At 69.0% G+C, this 13,609-nt stretch carries 9 protein-coding genes and 7 pseudogenes; 7 read left to right on the top strand and 9 right to left on the bottom strand.

From position 1 onward, the window contains the following. Positions 1-28 precede the first annotated feature (28 nt). Positions 29-319: pseudogene (locus tag F1D61_RS35405) on the top strand (GCG_CRPN prefix-to-repeats domain-containing protein); the annotation flags it as partial. 427 nt (positions 320-746) lie between these two features. On the opposite strand, the pseudogene F1D61_RS16855 reads toward F1D61_RS35405, so the two are convergent. Then, a pseudogene (locus tag F1D61_RS16855) lies at positions 747-2,581 on the bottom strand (sigma-54 interaction domain-containing protein). A 244-nt stretch (positions 2,582-2,825) separates the two neighbouring features. On the opposite strand from F1D61_RS16855, the gene F1D61_RS16850 reads away from it, so the two are divergent. From F1D61_RS16850 to F1D61_RS34280, 6 genes and pseudogenes are all read left to right on the top strand, one after another. Beyond that, a complete protein-coding gene (locus F1D61_RS16850; RefSeq protein WP_203152845.1) occupies positions 2,826-4,196 on the top strand; it encodes a CmpA/NrtA family ABC transporter substrate-binding protein in 1,371 nt (456 codons plus the stop codon). A 3-nt stretch (positions 4,197-4,199) separates the two neighbouring features. Continuing rightward, complete coding sequence (gene ntrB, locus F1D61_RS16845; RefSeq protein ID WP_203152844.1) at positions 4,200-5,039, top strand: nitrate ABC transporter permease; 840 nt, start codon at positions 4,200-4,202, stop codon at positions 5,037-5,039. 11 nt (positions 5,040-5,050) lie between these two features. Next, positions 5,051-6,027: pseudogene (locus tag F1D61_RS16840) on the top strand (ABC transporter ATP-binding protein). Positions 6,028-6,201: 174 nt separating this feature from the next. After that, positions 6,202-6,690, top strand: coding sequence for a cyanase (cynS, locus tag F1D61_RS16835; RefSeq protein ID WP_109971081.1), 489 nt, complete (start codon positions 6,202-6,204; stop codon positions 6,688-6,690). A gap of 135 nt (positions 6,691-6,825) precedes the next feature. Beyond that, positions 6,826-6,925 (top strand): annotated as a pseudogene (locus F1D61_RS35400) (IS5/IS1182 family transposase); the annotation flags it as partial. A gap of 169 nt (positions 6,926-7,094) precedes the next feature. After that, positions 7,095-7,204 (top strand): annotated as a pseudogene (locus tag F1D61_RS34280) (IS5/IS1182 family transposase); the annotation flags it as partial. Positions 7,205-7,239: 35 nt separating this feature from the next. Here the strand turns inward: F1D61_RS34280 and F1D61_RS16830 are convergent. From F1D61_RS16830 to F1D61_RS16800, 8 genes and pseudogenes are all read right to left on the bottom strand, one after another. Continuing rightward, positions 7,240-8,028: an ABC transporter permease gene (locus F1D61_RS16830; protein WP_203152843.1), complete on the bottom strand. Its 789-nt coding sequence runs from the start codon at positions 8,026-8,028 to the stop codon at positions 7,240-7,242. Further along, the gene (locus F1D61_RS16825; protein ID WP_203152842.1) at positions 8,025-8,786 is read right to left on the bottom strand and encodes an ABC transporter permease; all 762 of its coding nucleotides are present in this window, start codon (positions 8,784-8,786) and stop codon (positions 8,025-8,027) included. The genes F1D61_RS16830 and F1D61_RS16825 overlap by 4 nt, the downstream gene beginning before the upstream one ends. Further along, positions 8,783-9,577, bottom strand: a complete 795-nt coding sequence (locus F1D61_RS16820) for an ABC transporter ATP-binding protein (protein WP_203152841.1) — start codon at positions 9,575-9,577, stop codon at positions 8,783-8,785. Before F1D61_RS16820 ends, F1D61_RS16825 begins: the two co-directional genes overlap by 4 nt. Before the next feature lie 275 nt (positions 9,578-9,852). Further along, a pseudogene (locus tag F1D61_RS34275) lies at positions 9,853-10,605 on the bottom strand (ABC transporter substrate-binding protein); the annotation flags it as partial. Between the two features lie 41 nt (positions 10,606-10,646). After that, positions 10,647-11,252, bottom strand: coding sequence for a 3-isopropylmalate dehydratase small subunit (gene leuD, locus F1D61_RS16815; protein ID WP_203152840.1), 606 nt, complete (start codon positions 11,250-11,252; stop codon positions 10,647-10,649). Beyond that, a pseudogene (gene leuC, locus F1D61_RS16810) lies at positions 11,252-12,648 on the bottom strand (3-isopropylmalate dehydratase large subunit). Before leuC ends, leuD begins: the two are co-directional and overlap by 1 nt. A gap of 5 nt (positions 12,649-12,653) precedes the next feature. Beyond that, the gene (locus F1D61_RS16805; RefSeq protein ID WP_203152839.1) at positions 12,654-12,830 is read right to left on the bottom strand and encodes a hypothetical protein; all 177 of its coding nucleotides are present in this window, start codon (positions 12,828-12,830) and stop codon (positions 12,654-12,656) included. After that, complete coding sequence (locus tag F1D61_RS16800; RefSeq protein ID WP_203152838.1) at positions 12,806-13,543, bottom strand: isocitrate lyase/PEP mutase family protein; 738 nt, start codon at positions 13,541-13,543, stop codon at positions 12,806-12,808. The genes F1D61_RS16805 and F1D61_RS16800 overlap by 25 nt, the downstream gene beginning before the upstream one ends. Positions 13,544-13,609: the final 66 nt, after the last annotated feature.

Raw genomic sequence — 13,609 nt, 5'->3', positions numbered from 1 at the left:
CTCCCGCCGGACGCCCATGGAGCGCGCCATGATCCGCAAGCTCGTCATGTCCATCGCCCTGGCGTCCGGCATGCTGCTCACCGCACCCGCTGCGGAGGCCCGCGACGGATGCGGTCCTGGCTTCCACCGCGTCTATGATGGCTGGTGCCGACCGAATTGGCGGCCCTACGCGTATCGCCCGTTCGTCTACGGGCCTGGCTATCCCCGCTTCGGCTACCACCGCCGGGGCGGCTACCACTGGCACTACCGCCATCACGATGGCTGGCACCGTGGCTTGGCCTGGCATGGGGGCCGGCACCGCTGGAGCGGCTTCCGACATGGCGCATCGGCGCTTCTGAAGGATCGAGGCCGATCCGCCGGAACGCTGGCCGGCATGCGGCTGTGCCGCCGCATCGATCATCTCGCCTCCGCCAGTTCGCCGGCCGGTCCCGCGCAAATCCGCGCCCTATCGCGAGCAGTAGGCCCGGAAGGACTCGACGAGGTGGTTGAACAGGGCGTCGATGCGGGCGCTGCGCCGCACCTCCTCGTGCGCCTGTGTATCAGCACTGAAGCGGATCCCCGTCGCAAATATATCTTAAATGTTTGATTTAAAATCATAAATCGTCGTCCGGGTGGGGTCCCACTTCGAGGTCGACCCACACTGTCGCGACGCTCACGCGTCATCACGCCGTCGTTGCAGCTCCCGGTCTGGCTTAGGCAACGGGCTCTAGCTGCAATGACCCCGGCGGCTCCGGATCGTCCGGCCATCAGGGCTTCTTGATACCGTGGGATTTGATGCGGGATGCAAGCGTCGTCGGGCGAATGCCGAGCAGTTCGGCGGCGCCGCCCGGCCCGAATACCCTGCCGCCGCACAGGGCCAGCGCCTCGACGATCTCGGCCCGGTCGCGGGCGCGCCGCTCTGCCTCGCTGCGCGGACGGTGACCGGACGCGGCGGCGGAGTGATCGGGCCGGGCGGCAGCCTCGCCCGGGGCGGCCTCCTCGGCCTCCCCCTCCGACAGGTCGAGGCGCAGGCGCCCGCGCTGGGCCAGGATGACGCCGCGCTCGATCACGTTCTCCAATTCGCGCACGTTGCCGGGCCAGCCGTAGCGGATGAGGCGGCGGACATCGCCCTCCGTCAGGCGGGGCTCGGGCACGCCGAGGCGGTGGGCGGCGCCGGTGAGCATGTGCCGGGCGATGAGGGGGATGTCCTCCGGCCGCTCGCGCAAGGGTGTCGCGCCGATCGGGAAGACGTTGAGGCGGAAGTAGAGGTCGCCGCGGAAGCGGCCCTGGCGGACCTCCTCCTTCAGGTCGCGGTTCGTGGCCGCGACGAGGCGCACGTCGACCGCGCGGGTGCGTTCCTCGCCGACGCGCTCGAACGAGCGCTCCTGGAGCACCCGCAGGAGCTTGCCCTGAAGATCGAGGGGGATCTCGCCGACCTCGTCGAGGAACAGCGTGCCGCCGTCCGCCAGCTCGAACCGCCCGACGCGGTCGCGCAACGCCCCCGTGAAGGCGCCGCGGGCATGGCCGAAGAACTCGCTCTCGAACAATTCGCGCGGCACCGCGGCGCAGTTCACCCGGATCAGCGGGCGGCCGCGGCGGCGGCTCGCCTCGTGGATCGCGCGGGCGATCAGTTCCTTGCCGGTGCCGGATTCGCCGGTGACCAGCACCGTGGCGTCGGTGCTGGCGACGAGGTCGATCTGGCGCCGGATCGCCTCGATGGCCGGACTCTGCCCGATGATGCCCTGGTGATGGCTGCCGGCCCGGATCTCCTCCTTGAGGTAGGCGTTCTCGAGCTCCAGGCGCTCGCGCAGGGACACGACCTCGGCGAGCGCGTGGCGCAGGCGCTCGTCCGCCTCGCGGCGCTGGCTGACGTCGCGAAACACGATCACGGCGCCGACGAGCGCGCCGCGGTCGCGGATCGGCGTCGAGGTGTACTCGACAGGGAACGAGGTGCCGTCGCGGCGCCAGAACACCTCGTCGTCGACCTGATGCACCGCGCCGTCCCGGAAGGCGGCGTAGATCGGGCAGTCCCGGTGGGGTAGTGGCAGCCGTCCGGGTGGGTGTGGTGCACGGCGGCGTGCATGTCCCGGCCGACGAGGTCGGCGGCGGACCAGCCGAGCATGCGCTCGGCGGCCGGGTTGACGAAGGTCGTCACCCCCTCGGCATTGACGCCGTAGATGCCCTCCCCCGCCGCGCGCAGGATCAGCTGGTTCTCGCGCTCGATGTCGCGAAAGATCCGCTCCATCCGCTGCCATTCCGAGAGGCCGGCGCGCATGTGGCGGTCGGCCTCGCGGTCGACCTGGCGCTGGCGGCGCTCGTCGAGGTCGAACAGGGTGAACAGGACGAGCCGGTCCGGCAGGACCGTGCCGACGGTCTCGATCGAGAGGGCGCGGCCGGCCCCGTGCCGGGGCGTGAGCGTGTGGGTCCACCAGCGGCCCTTGGCCTGGACGCCCTGCGTGAACACGATCAAGGCCGGCAACTGACCTGGATGCAGCGTACTCGCCGCCATCCCGACCAGTGCATCCCGTGCCTGGCCGAGGAGGCGCGCCGCGGCGGCGTTGGCGGCGACGATCCGGTCGGCATCTGGGTCGAGCACCAGCATGGCCTCGGCGCCGGCCTCGAAGACCGCTCCGAAGCGGCTCGGCCGGGCAGGATCGACAGCCCTCTCCAGGCTCGGGTCGAACATCACGAGATCTCGTCGACGCGCTACGAGATTTCGTTTTACACGAGATCTCGTAACTTTGCACCATCGATACAAGCCATTGGTGCAGAACGATTTTTCATGATCGGCCGGATTGGCACGCCGCTTGCCCATCCTTTTGCGTCCCGAACCGCGCGAGGCGCCGATGGCCCTGTTCGACAATCCCTTCGATGCCAAACGCCGCCTCGCCCGCGGCAGCTGTTCCTGCGGCGCCCATCCGAGCCAGGCCGCCCACGATGCAGCGCAGGATGCCGCACCGACCGGCGATGCCGCCCTGGAGCGGGCCGTCGAGGGCGCGGTGATGCGCGCGCTCTTCCCCCACGATGCCGAGCGCCGGGCCTTCCTGCGCAGCGTCGGCGCCGCCACGGCGCTCGCGGCGGTGAGCCAGTTCTTGCCCACCAAGCTCGTCACCGAGGCCTTCGCGCAAGGGGCCAAGCCCGAAAAGACCGACCTGAAGGTCGGCTTCATCCCGATCACCTGCGCGACGCCGATCATCATGGCCAAGCCCATGGGCTTCTACGAGAAGCAGGGCCTCAACGTCGAGGTGGTGAAGACCGCCGGCTGGGCGGTGATCCGCGACAAGACCCTGAACAAGGAATACGACGCCGCCCACATGCTGGCACCGATGCCGATCGCGATCTCGCTCGGTCTCGGCTCCACGCCACAGGCCTACACGATGCCGGCGGTGGAGAACGTCAACGGCCAGGCGATCACCCTGGCGATGAAGCACAAGGACCGGCGCAACCCGAAGGACTGGAAGGGCTTCAAGCTCGCCGTACCCTTCGACTACTCGATGCACAACTACCTGCTGCGCTACTACTTGGCGGAAGCGGGCGTCGATCCCGACACCGACGTGCAGATCCGCGCCGTGCCGCCGCCCGACATGGTGGCGAACCTGCGCGCCGACAACATCGACGGCTTCCTCGCCCCCGATCCGGTGAACCAGCGTGCGGTCTATGACGGCGTCGGCTTCATCCACATCCTGTCCAAGGAGATCTGGGACCGCCACCCGTGCTGCGCCTTCGCGGCCTCGGAGGCCTTCGTCAAGGAGACGCCGAACACCTACGCGGCTTTGCTGCGGGCGATCATCCAGGCGACGGCCTACGCCTCGCACACGAACAACCGCAAGGAGATCGCCGCCGCGATCGCCCCGGCGAACTACCTCAACCAGCCGCTGACCGTCGTCGAGCAGGTGCTCACCGGCACCTTCGCGGATGGGCTCGGCCAGGTGCGCCGGGTGCCCGACCGGGTCGATTTCGACGCCTTCCCCTGGCAGTCCTTCGCGGTGTGGATCCTGACCCAGATGAAGCGCTGGGGTCAGATCAAGGGCGACGTCGATTACGCCGCGGTGGCAAAACAAGTCTATCTTGCAACCGACGCCGCCCGCCTGATGAGGCAGGACGGCCTCACGCCGCCGGAGACGACCACCAAGAGCTTCGTCGTGATGGGCAAGACCTTCGACCCGGCAAAGCCGAAGGAATACCTCGAATCGTTCCCGATCAAGCGGGCTGGCTGAATCATGACGCGCTCACTCAATATCCGCGCCGCGGTCCTCGCCCTGACGCTGCTTGCCGCGATCCTGCTCGTCTGGCAGGTCGCGGTGAGTGGGACCGCCAAGACCGAGGCGATGGACCCCGAATACGCCGCCCTGATGGGCGCCACCGCCACCACCGGCAAATCGGCGATGCCGGGCCCGCTCGATGTCGGCGCGACGCTCTGGCGGCACCTGAAGGACCCGTTCTACGACCGCGGCCCGAACGACAAGGGGCTCGGCATCCAGCTCGCCTACTCGATCGGGCGCGTCGCGCTCGGCTACGGGCTTGCGGTGCTGGTCGCGATTCCCGTCGGCTTCCTGATCGGCATGTCGCCGCTGATGAGCCGCGCGCTCGACCCCTACATCCAGATCCTGAAACCGGTCTCGCCGCTCGCCTGGATGCCGCTCGCCCTCTACACGATCAAGGATTCGGGGCTGTCGGCGATCTTCGTGATCTTCATCTGCTCCTTGTGGCCGATGCTGATCAACACGGTGTTCGGCGTGTCGACCACCCGCAAGGAATGGCTCAACGTCGCCCGCACGCTCGAGGTCGGACCGGTCCGGCGCGCCTTCACGGTGATCCTGCCGGCGGCTGCCCCGACCATCCTCACCGGCATGCGCATCTCGATCGGCATCGCCTGGCTCGTCATCGTCGCGGCCGAGATGCTCGTTGGCGGCACCGGCATCGGCTACTTCGTCTGGAACGAGTGGAACAACCTCTCGATCACCAACGTGATCACGTCGATCCTGTTGATCGGCGTCGTCGGCATGATCCTCGACCAGTTGCTCGCCCGCGCTCAGCGCCTCGTCACCTTCCCCGAGTGAGGCGCAAGACCATGAGCAAGCTCCTTCCCTTCGTGCGGCGCATCTCCGGTGCCGTCCCCGACCAGAATGCCGGGACCGGCCGCATGTCCACTTCCGAAAAATTCATCTCGATCGAGGGGATTGCCCGGCGCTATCCTGCGCCGGGGGTAAGACGACGACGATCTTCGAGAACCTGTGGCTGCCGATGCGGCGCGGCGAATTCGTCTGCATGATCGGACATTCCGGCTGCGGCAAGACGACGGTACTGAACATTCTGGCAGGGCTTGAGGCGCCGTCCGAGGGTGCGGTGATCGTCGACGGGCAGGCGCTCCAGGGCACCAGCCTCGACCGGGCAGTGATCTTCCAGGGTCACGCCCTGCTGCCGTGGCGCAGCGTGCTCGGCAACGTCGCCTACGCGGTGTCGTCGCGTTGGCGCAAGGCGCCGAAGGCCGAGATCGAGGCACGGGCGAAGAAAGCGATCGCTACGGTCGGGCTCGCTGGGTCCGAGCACAAAAAGCCGTCCGAATTGTCGGGCGGCATGAAGCAGCGCGTCGGCATCGCCCGCGCCCTGTCGATCGAGCCCAAGATCCTCTTGATGGACGAGCCGTTCTCGGCTCTCGACGCGCTGACCCGCGGCACGCTGCAGGACGAGGTGCGCCGCATCTGCGTCGAGACCGGTCAGACTGTGTTCATGATCACCCACGACGTGGACGAGGCGATCTACCTCGCCGACCGGATCGTCCTGATGACGAACGGTCCGGAGGCGAAGGTCGCCGAGATCGTCGAGAACCCGCTACAGAGGGACCGCGACCGCACCCAGCTCCACCACGCGCCGGGCTACTATGCGCTCCGCAACCACCTGATCGACTTCCTCGTGTCGCGCTCGAAGACCCTGCGCGACGCGATGCCGGCCGGTTACGACCAGCGCCACCCGCCGGTCGTCCGCCCGTCGCTCAGCGAGGCCGATGCCGCCGCGATCGCGGCAGAGCCGCCCTCCCGCCGGGCCTGACCGGCGCCACCACCCCTTCCGGTCCCGGGGACGACGCCGCGCCACCTTCTACGACCGGTGCCCGGGACCGCGCCGAACGGGATGGGGCGTGGGGAGTTGAATGCCTCCCGTCCAATTCCGAGTCCTGCCACGCGCCGCCCCGCGGGACGGCCCGATTTCCATGGAGAGACCCTCATGAAGCGCGAAGACCTCACCGAGAAGCTGCTCGACATCAAGCGCGAGAAGGGCTGGACCTGGAAATATATCCAGGAGGAGATCGGCGGTATCTCGCCGATCCTGATCACCGCCGCCTGCATGGGCCAGATGAAGCTTCCGAAGGCGCAAGCGGCGAAAGCCGCCGCCCTGTTCGGGCTGACGCAGGCCGAGGAGCGGATGCTGAACGAGGCGCCCTATCGCGGCTCGATCCCCCAGATGCCGCCGACCGATCCGCTGATCTACCGCTTCTACGAGCTGGTGATGGTCTACGGCACCACCTGGAAGGAGCTGATCCAGGAGGACTTCGGCGATGGCATCATGTCGGCAATCGACTTCAACATGACGATGGAGCGTGAGCCCAACAACAAGGGCGATCGGGTCAAGATGAGCCTGTCGGGCAAGTTTTTGCCCTATAAATACTACGGCAACGAAGAGGGCGTTCCCGAATACGGCTTCAAGGAAGGATAGGCATAAAAGTCGCCGGCCTCGTTTGCGGGGCCGGCTGACATTGATTAAATCGATATGTAATTTGTAAATATAATTTCTATTACAACTTATTATCGGTAGCAGGCAATTACCGGCCAGTGGTAAGAGTGCAGCAAGATTCGCTATCCCACCGATTTGATGGATGAGGAATTGGTGCTTGTTTCTCCCCTTCTCCGCCCTGCCCAACGCGGAGGAAGCGAAATAACTGTTGATATTGGTACAGCAGTCAATTTGTTGATGAATTAATTGTCACTATGCTCCAATTGCACACCAACAAGAAATATGTTTCCCCTCTCTCCATAGCGTATAGCTGAGTTGATCTAATTTATTATTGTGGAAATATCCTGCGCATCCCTCGCTTCTTTCACGTTATCTGCCGCCAACAAGCAGGACGCGAGGCCGGCCCAACGGCAGCGATCATTGACAGCCAATGCGTCGAGAGCGCGGAAAGAGGGGGCGCACGATCGACCCGTCCGGCTATGATATGGGCAAGAAGTACCATCCCTTCGTGAGCGCGGTCGGGCACTGCGCTCAGGCGGCGCGGTGGATGAACCGGCGGTCGAGCCACAGCAGCACGCCGTTCGCCGCCACCGCGACGATCACCAGCATCAGGATCACCGCGGTCGTCTGCTGCACGTTGTGGAGGCTGATGCCGTTGACGATCAGGAAGCCGAGACCCTTCTGCGAGGCGAACATCTCGCCGACCAGCACCCCGAGGAGCGTCAGCGAGAACCCGACCCGCAGGCCCGTGACGATCTCGGGCAGCACGGCGGGGGCGAGGATCGTGCGGATCGTCGCGGCCTGGCTCAGGCGCATCGCCCGGGCGGTGCGAATCAGCACCGGGTTGATGCCCTTCATCGCCGTCAAGGTGAACAGCGTGATCGGGATCACGCCGTGGATCACTCCGAACGCCACCTTGGCGCCGAGGCCGAGGCCGAAGACCAGCAGGATCACCGGGTACAGCGTGACCTTCGGGATCGAGTAGAGGCCGGCCAGGATCGGCTCGGCGACCTCGCCGGCGAAGCGGCGCAGGCCCAGGATCAGCCCGAGCCCGATGCCCAGCAGCGCCGAGATCACGAGGGCCCCCGCGAAGGCGGTGAGCGTGGCGCCGGCATGCGACCAGAAGCCGGCACTCGCGAGAAGGCCCGACAGGTGCCGGAAGGCCGCGAGCGGCGACGCGATCGCCGCCTCGCCGGCGTAGGCGTGGAGCCCCTGCCACAGGCCCAGCAGCACGACGACGGTGACGAGCCCGTCGAGGAGCCACGGGCCGCGCGGGCGGGCTGCCGAGGCTCTGGCGGAGAGCGCGGCGGAGCCGCTCATGCGCGTGCGCGCCGGCGCATCAGGCGGCCCTCCCAGGCGTGCAGGGTCATGTTCAGTCCCGTGACCACCACGAGCACGAACAGCATCAAGGCGTACATCGTGCGGTTCTCGAAGCCGTCATAGGCATAGGCGATGGCGTGGCCGAGCCCGGCATCGGCCAGGATGAACTCGCCCGCGATGATGCCGATGAAGGCGTAGGCGAGCGCCAGCTTCACGCCGGTGAGCAGGTAGGGCAGGGCGCTCGGCATCACCACGTGGGCGAGGGTGGAAAGCCGCCCGAGCCTATAAGACCGGGCGGTGCGCATCAGCACCCGCGGCACCCGGTCGAGCCCGTTGAGGGTGGCGAGGATCATCGCCGGCACCCCGAACGCCATGCCGAGCACGATCAGCGGCACGCTGTTGAGCCCGAAGATGGCGACGAAGAGCGGGTAGAAGACGAAGGTCGGGATCGAGTAGTACGAGGCCAGCAGCGGATCGAGACCCTGCCGGACCCGCGGCAGGGCGTGGATCGCGACGCCCAGGGCGAATCCGATCGCCACCGCCAGCACCACGGCGACCGCCACGGTGGAGAAGGTGCGGGCGATGTCGCCGGCGATCTCGCCGGAGGCGAGCATCCCCCACAGGGTCGTGGCCATCTCGCTCGGCGGGATCAGGGTCAGCGGGTTGACGAGGTGCAGGCGGCACACCGCCTCGAGCAGCACGACGAAGCCGGCGATCCAGGCGATGCGGGTCAGGGTGACGGCGCGCTCCCGCGTCATGATGCGCTCTTCTTGCCGATCGCCTTCAGCGATTCCTCGCGCAGGTGCGACCACAGCCGGGCGGTGACCTGGCCGAAGCGCTCCTCCGCCACGATGCGGCTGTCGCGCTCGCGCGGCCAGCCGGTCTCGACGATCTCGATGAAGCGGCCGGGCCGCGACGACATCACGCCGATGCGGTCGGACAGCATCGCCGCCTCGTCGAGGGCGTGGGTGATGAGGAGCACCGTGGCGCCGGTCTCGCGCCACAGCCGCAGGAGCTCGTCGCCCATCAGCAGGCGCGTCTGCTGGTCGAGCGCCCCGAACGGCTCGTCGAGCAGGATCAGGCGCGGCTGCGTCACCAGGGTGCGGGCGATGCAGACCCGCTGGCGCATGCCGCCCGAGAGCTGCGCCGGATAGGCGCCCGCGAAGTCGGTCAGCCCCATGAAGCCGAGGGCGTAATCGACCCGGCGGGCGATCTCGGCCGGATCGGCCCCGGCCCGCCTGAGCCCGAAGGCGACGTTGTCGCGGACGGTGAGCCAGGGGAACGAGGCGTCCTCCTGGAACACGATGCCGATCCCGTCCGGCACGCCGGCGACCGGCGCGCCCTCGAAGGTCACGCTGCCGGCATTCGGCCGCCCGAGCCCGGACAGGACGTCGAGCAGGGTGGACTTGCCGCAGCCGGACGGGCCGACGACCGAGAAGAACTCGCCCTTGACGAGGTCGAGGTCGAGGGGGCCGAGGGCCGCGAGCCGGCCGTAGACGCGGGTGACCCCGCGCAGGGCGGCGTGGATCTCGCGGGTCTCGGCGGACATCCCGCGGGGATCGGCGCTGAGGGCAACGACGGCCATGACGGCTCCCTACTGCGAGGCCTGGAGGTCTTTCGGCAGGAAGGACGTGTCGACGACCTGGCCCCATTCGACCGCCCCTTGAGGCGGCCGACGAGCTTCATGCCGTCGAGCATGCGGTTCATGTTGTCGTAGCGCAGCCGGCCATCGCCGAAGTACTCGAAGCCGACGAAGTGCTTGAACACCTCGCGGAACACCTTCGGGTCGCCGCTATAGGCCTTGGCGACGATGTCGGCCGCCTCGTCCGGATGAGCCTTGATGTAGGCGACGCCCTCGCGCCGGGCCTCGATCAGGGCGCGCAGCTTGTCGCCGCCGGTCTTGGCGAATTCGGCCGTGGTGATGCCCACGGTCTGGGTGAGCGCCGGGTTCATGCAGTCCTTGGCCCAGAACGCCGCCTTGACCTTGCCCTGGTTACCCGACCACAGCGGTTCGCCCGACATCGCGGCGTCGACCGCGCGGTTGAGCACCGCCGACAGGTTGGCGCCGAGATCGCCAGCCGCCACGAGCTGCAGGTCCTTCTGCTCCAGCCCCGCCTTCTGCAGGCAGTTGAGGATGATCATGTTGGTGACCGAGCCCGGCGCCGTGTAGGCGACCTTCCTGCCCTTGAGGTCGGCGAGCGAGCCGACCTTGCCGTCGGGTTGCGTGATCCAGAGGATGTCCTCGACGCTCTCGACGCCGCCGCTGATGATCTTGATCGGCTGGCCGGACTGGATCGCCAGGATGGCCGCCGGCAGCGCCACCTCGCCGAACGGCACCTCGCCGGCGAGCGTGTTGCGCACCGAGGTGCCGCCGCCGGCCGAGGTGAGGAAGCCGGTGATGTCGAGGCCGCGCTTCTTGAAGAAGCCCTTCTCCAGCGCCACCGCGTAGGGCGCGCCGTAGAAGGCCGAGCCCCAATGCGTGACCGTGATGGTCTCGGCCCGGGCCGGCAGGGCGGCGAGGGCCGCGCCGGCGAGCAGCAGGCTCACGGCGCCGGCCCGCAAGGTTCTCACGATCATCGCTTCTCTCCCGTTCTGCCGGCTTTTCTTCGACGTCGTCGTCAGGCGGTGGCCCAGATCCAGGGCCGCGCGGCGCGGTCGCGCGCCTGCCACGCGGTGATCTCGGCCTCGCGCGTCAGCGTGGCGCCGATCTCGTCGAGGCCGTCCAGGAGGGCCTGCCGCCGCTGCGGATCGATCGCGAACGGGAGGCCCTCGCCGGACGGTGCGCGCACCTCCCGGGCGACGAGGTCGACGGTGACGGGCTCTCCCGTCCTCGCCGCGGCGGCGAGCCGATCGACCGCGTCCTTCGGCAGCACGACCGGCAGCAGGCCGTTCTGGAAGCAGTTGTTGAAGAAGATGTCGCCGAAGCTCTCGGCGATGACGGCCCGTAATCCCAGTCCCATCAGCGCCCAGACCGCGCCCTCGCGCGACGAGCCGCAGCCGAAGTTGCGCCCGGCGATCAGGATCGGCGCGCCGCGGAAGGGAGGCGTGTCGAGGACGAAGGCGGGATCGCCCCCTTGCGCGTGCCGCAGCGCCTCGAAGGCGTAGCGGCCGAGATCCTCCCGCGGCACCCCGGTCAGGCGCTCGATGCGGATGATGACGTCGGTGTTGACGTTCGGCTCCAAGAAGGGCGCTGCCGGGCCGGTGACGGCGGTGAGGGGCTGCATCAGATCCGCCTCACGTCGGTGATCGCGCCGGTGACCGCCGCCGCCACCGCCATGGCGGGGCTCGCGAGGTGGGTGCGCGCGCCCGGGCCCTGGCGTCCGACGAAGTTGCGGTTCGAGGTCGAGACGGCGCGCGCCCCCGGCGGCACCCGCTCGCCGTTCGCGGCGACGCAGAGGCTGCAGCCCGGCTCGCGCCAGGCGAAGCCCGCCTCGCGGAACACCCGGTCGAGCCCCTCGGCCTCGGCGTCGCGCTTCACGCGCTCGGATCCCGGCACCACCCAGGCGGTGACGCCGGGCGCGACGTGGCGCCCGCGGGCGAGGGCGGCGGCCTCACGCAGGTCCTCGATCCGGGAATTGGTGCAGGAGCCGATGAACACCCAGTCGACCGGGGTACCGGCGAGCGGCCGGCCCGGCTCGAGGCCCATGTAGTCGAGCGCCGCCCGCCAGGCCTCGCGCCGCTCGGGATCCGGCGCTCCCTGCGGATCGGGGATCGCCGCGTCGATCGCGATGGCGTGCTCGGGGCTGGTTCCCCAGGTCACCGTCGGCGTCACCTCGGCGACGTCGACGACGACCTCGCGGTCGAACGCCGCGTCGGCATCGCTCGCGAGGGTGCGCCAGTGGGCAACGGCCCGGGCGAGGTCGTCGCCCTTCGGGGCGAAGCGGCGGCCCTCGACGTAGGCGAAGGTGGTGTCGTCGGGCGCGACGAAGCCGATCTTGGCGCCGAGCTCGATCGAGAGGTTGCAGACCGTCATCCGGCCCTCGATGCCGAGGGCCCGGACCGCCGAGCCGGCATACTCGACGGCGTAGCCCGTGCCGGCATCGGCGCCGAGCCGGCCGATCAGGTGCAGGATCAGGTCCTTGGGGCGACGCCCCGGCCCATCGCGCCCTCGAACCGCACCCGCAGGCTCTTCGGCTTCTTCTGGCGCAGGGTCTGGGTGGCGAGCGCGTGGGTCAGTTCCGACGAGCCGACGCCGAAGGCCAGTGCCCCGAGCCCGCCATGGGTGCAGGTATGGCTGTCGCCGCAGATCAGGCTGACGCCCGGCAGGGTGATGCCGAGTTCCGGCCCCATCACGTGGACGATGCCCTGGCCGACTTGCCCGAGCTCGAAATAGTGCAGGCCGGCTTCCGCCGCGCGCGCCCGCAGGCCCGCCCAGAGCGGCGCCCCCGGGGCGTAGCTCTCGCCGGTCCGGCCGGGGGCGCTCGAGACCGCGTGGTCGGCGGTGGCGAAGGCGAGCTCCGGGTTGCGCACCCGCAATCTCCTCGCCGCCAGGGCGTCGAGCCCGGCCGTGCCCGAGAGGTCGTGCAGCAGGTGGCGGTCGACGTGGAGGAGCGACCAGCCGTCACCGAGATCGGCGACGACGTGGGCGTCCCACAGCTTGTCGAGGAGGGTGCGGGCCATGGCGTCTACTCGGCCGCGACGGCGGGGGCGTCGCGGTCGCCGTCCCGGAACCGGGTCCGCAAGTCCTCCCACTGGTCGGCGCCGAGCCGACGGAATCGATCGCGGATCGCCGGCGCACCGGCCGAGCTCGGCGGGGCGCCGGTCTCCCTCAGCGTCGTCAGGGCCGCGTCGAAGGCCTCCATGGCGGCCCGAACAGGAGGCTCGGCAGGATCGCCAGCCGGTAGCCCATCGCCTGCGCGTCCGGCATGGCGATGTCGGGGGTCTTGCCGCCGCGCACCACGTTGAGGAGGCAAGGGCCCCTCACTTGGGCCGGCACCGCCCGCATCTCGTCGAGGCTCTGCGTCGCCTCGACGAAGGCCATGTCGGCGCCGGCGGCAAGCGCGAGGTTGGCGCGCGCCACCGCCTCGTCGAAGCCGGCGACGGCGCGGGAATCGGTTCGGGCGATAACGAGGAAATCCGGGTCGCGCCGGGCCGCCACGGCGGCGCGGATCTTCGCCACGAACTCCTCGCGCGGCACGATCTCCTTGCCGTCGAGGTGGCCGCAGCGCTTCGGGCTCACCTGGTCCTCGATGTGCAGGCCGGCGACGCCGCGCATCTCGTATTCCTGGATCGTGCGGGTGACGTTCAGCTCGTTGCCGTAGCCGGTATCGGCGTCGGCGATGACCGGCACATCGACGGCGCGCGCGAGGCTGCCGGCATTGGCCGCCATCTCGCTCATCGTCACGAGGCCGAAATCCGGGTAGCCGAGGGCCGCCGCGGTGCCCGCCCCGGTCATGTAGACCGCCGGAAAGCCCGCCTGCGCGATGAACTTCGCGGTGATGCCGTCATAGGCGCCGGGCGCCACGACCATCTCGGGGCGCGCGAGGAGCGCGCGCAGCTTGCGGGCCTGACCCATCTGTTCCTCCCTGGCCGCCCCGCTGGCGCGAAGGGCGCGGGGCGCCTTTGCGGCATCCCCATCCTG

The sequence above is a fragment of the Methylobacterium aquaticum genome, assembly GCF_016804325.1.
GTDB lineage: Bacteria > Pseudomonadota > Alphaproteobacteria > Rhizobiales > Beijerinckiaceae > Methylobacterium > Methylobacterium aquaticum_C.
The sequence above is the reverse complement of the archived record's forward strand: the minus strand, read 5'-3'. Positions and strand labels throughout refer to the sequence as shown.

Bases quoted from the DNA above. Each gene is read 5' to 3' on its own strand.
- F1D61_RS16850 (WP_203152845.1), top strand. From the start codon at position 2,826: ATGGCCCTGTTCGACAATCCCTTCGATGCCAAACGCCGCCTCGCCCGC.
- ntrB (WP_203152844.1), top strand. From the start codon at position 4,200: ATGACGCGCTCACTCAATATCCGCGCCGCGGTCCTCGCCCTGACGCTG.
- cynS (WP_109971081.1), top strand. From the start codon at position 6,202: ATGAAGCGCGAAGACCTCACCGAGAAGCTGCTCGACATCAAGCGCGAG.
- F1D61_RS16830 (WP_203152843.1), bottom strand. From the start codon at position 8,028: ATGAGCGGCTCCGCCGCGCTCTCCGCCAGAGCCTCGGCAGCCCGCCCG.
- F1D61_RS16825 (WP_203152842.1), bottom strand. From the start codon at position 8,786: ATGACGCGGGAGCGCGCCGTCACCCTGACCCGCATCGCCTGGATCGCC.
- F1D61_RS16820 (WP_203152841.1), bottom strand. From the start codon at position 9,577: ATGTCCGCCGAGACCCGCGAGATCCACGCCGCCCTGCGCGGGGTCACC.
- leuD (WP_203152840.1), bottom strand. From the start codon at position 11,252: ATGCAGCCCCTCACCGCCGTCACCGGCCCGGCAGCGCCCTTCTTGGAG.
- F1D61_RS16805 (WP_203152839.1), bottom strand. From the start codon at position 12,830: ATGGAGGCCTTCGACGCGGCCCTGACGACGCTGAGGGAGACCGGCGCC.
- F1D61_RS16800 (WP_203152838.1), bottom strand. From the start codon at position 13,543: ATGGGTCAGGCCCGCAAGCTGCGCGCGCTCCTCGCGCGCCCCGAGATG.